At 29.5% G+C, this 909-nt stretch carries 1 protein-coding gene; it reads right to left on the bottom strand.

What is annotated here, in order from left to right; all coding sequences use genetic code 11:
* Positions 1-269: 269 nt before the first annotated feature.
* Complete coding sequence (locus tag LXM54_RS27650) at positions 270-725, bottom strand: hypothetical protein (protein WP_233319557.1); 456 nt, start codon at positions 723-725, stop codon at positions 270-272.
* Between the last annotated feature and the right edge of the window lie 184 nt (positions 726-909).

The raw sequence follows: 909 nt of genomic DNA, 5'->3' as shown, positions 1-909 counted from the left end.
TTTAGATACTCCAGAAATTCTAATACTGTTGACATAAAAATATATACTCCCCACAAGAAGAACAAGCAGGAAAATTGTAATCCATTTATACTTTTTCTTTTTCATCCCAGTCTCTCCTTTCCCTGAAAAAACAAAAAAAAGTAAGAACCCTTTCTCACTTTATTATTTCAAATCAATCGTATCTGCATGTGTTTCACCATCTTTTATGTAGGTTACATCTACTTGATAGCACTAAAGGGCAGCATTTCTGTTTTCTTTTTTATTAATTGTTATTTTGTATTTTCAACTCGAATTTCCTTAATAGTTTTATCTAGGGTTACTGAATCTAGATGGAATCGAAAAAATAGTGGTTCCTTTTCTTGATTTTTTGTCACGTACACGCTCCCATAAGCATCGATTATGGTGAATTCAGGATCTTTATACGTTTCACTATTTTCCATAATGCTAGCTAAGAAATCGATATATTCTTTTGTGCCTATTCGATAATTTAAATTATGTTCTTTAAAATATTGATCAAGTAAATATTTCCCCTGACCAATTGTAAAACTATCAATATCTGCGTCAGATAAATCTTCATTTGCCATTTTTGCTTTCTTAATAGCCTGTTTCTGATTTTCCGTTAATAAATAGCGACTATCACTTTCTGATTGAATAATAACTGCTACAACAAAAATAACTATGATAATTAATACTAAACATACAGGAATAATGTGTTTTTTTCTCATAAACTTCCTCATTTCATGAGTTTTACCTAAGCTCATACTGACATTTTTATATTTCCTAAAGCTTCTTGAAATCCTTCTCTCAATCCTTCATTTTCAAACTATTGCCCTCCTTTAGTATGTTAGACTATATTTTTTGTAAAAAGTTACTTGTATTCCATTTTTTATTCAATTATTTCTCACAACG

Origin of the sequence: Bacillus sp. Au-Bac7, assembly GCF_021341655.1 — a bacterium.
Lineage (GTDB): Bacteria > Bacillota > Bacilli > Bacillales > Cytobacillaceae > Niallia.
Note: the sequence above shows the minus strand (reverse complement) of the source record. Positions and strands in the feature narration are given on the sequence as shown.

Bases quoted from the DNA above. Each gene is read 5' to 3' on its own strand.
- LXM54_RS27650 (WP_233319557.1), bottom strand. From the start codon at position 725: ATGAGAAAAAAACACATTATTCCTGTATGTTTAGTATTAATTATCATA.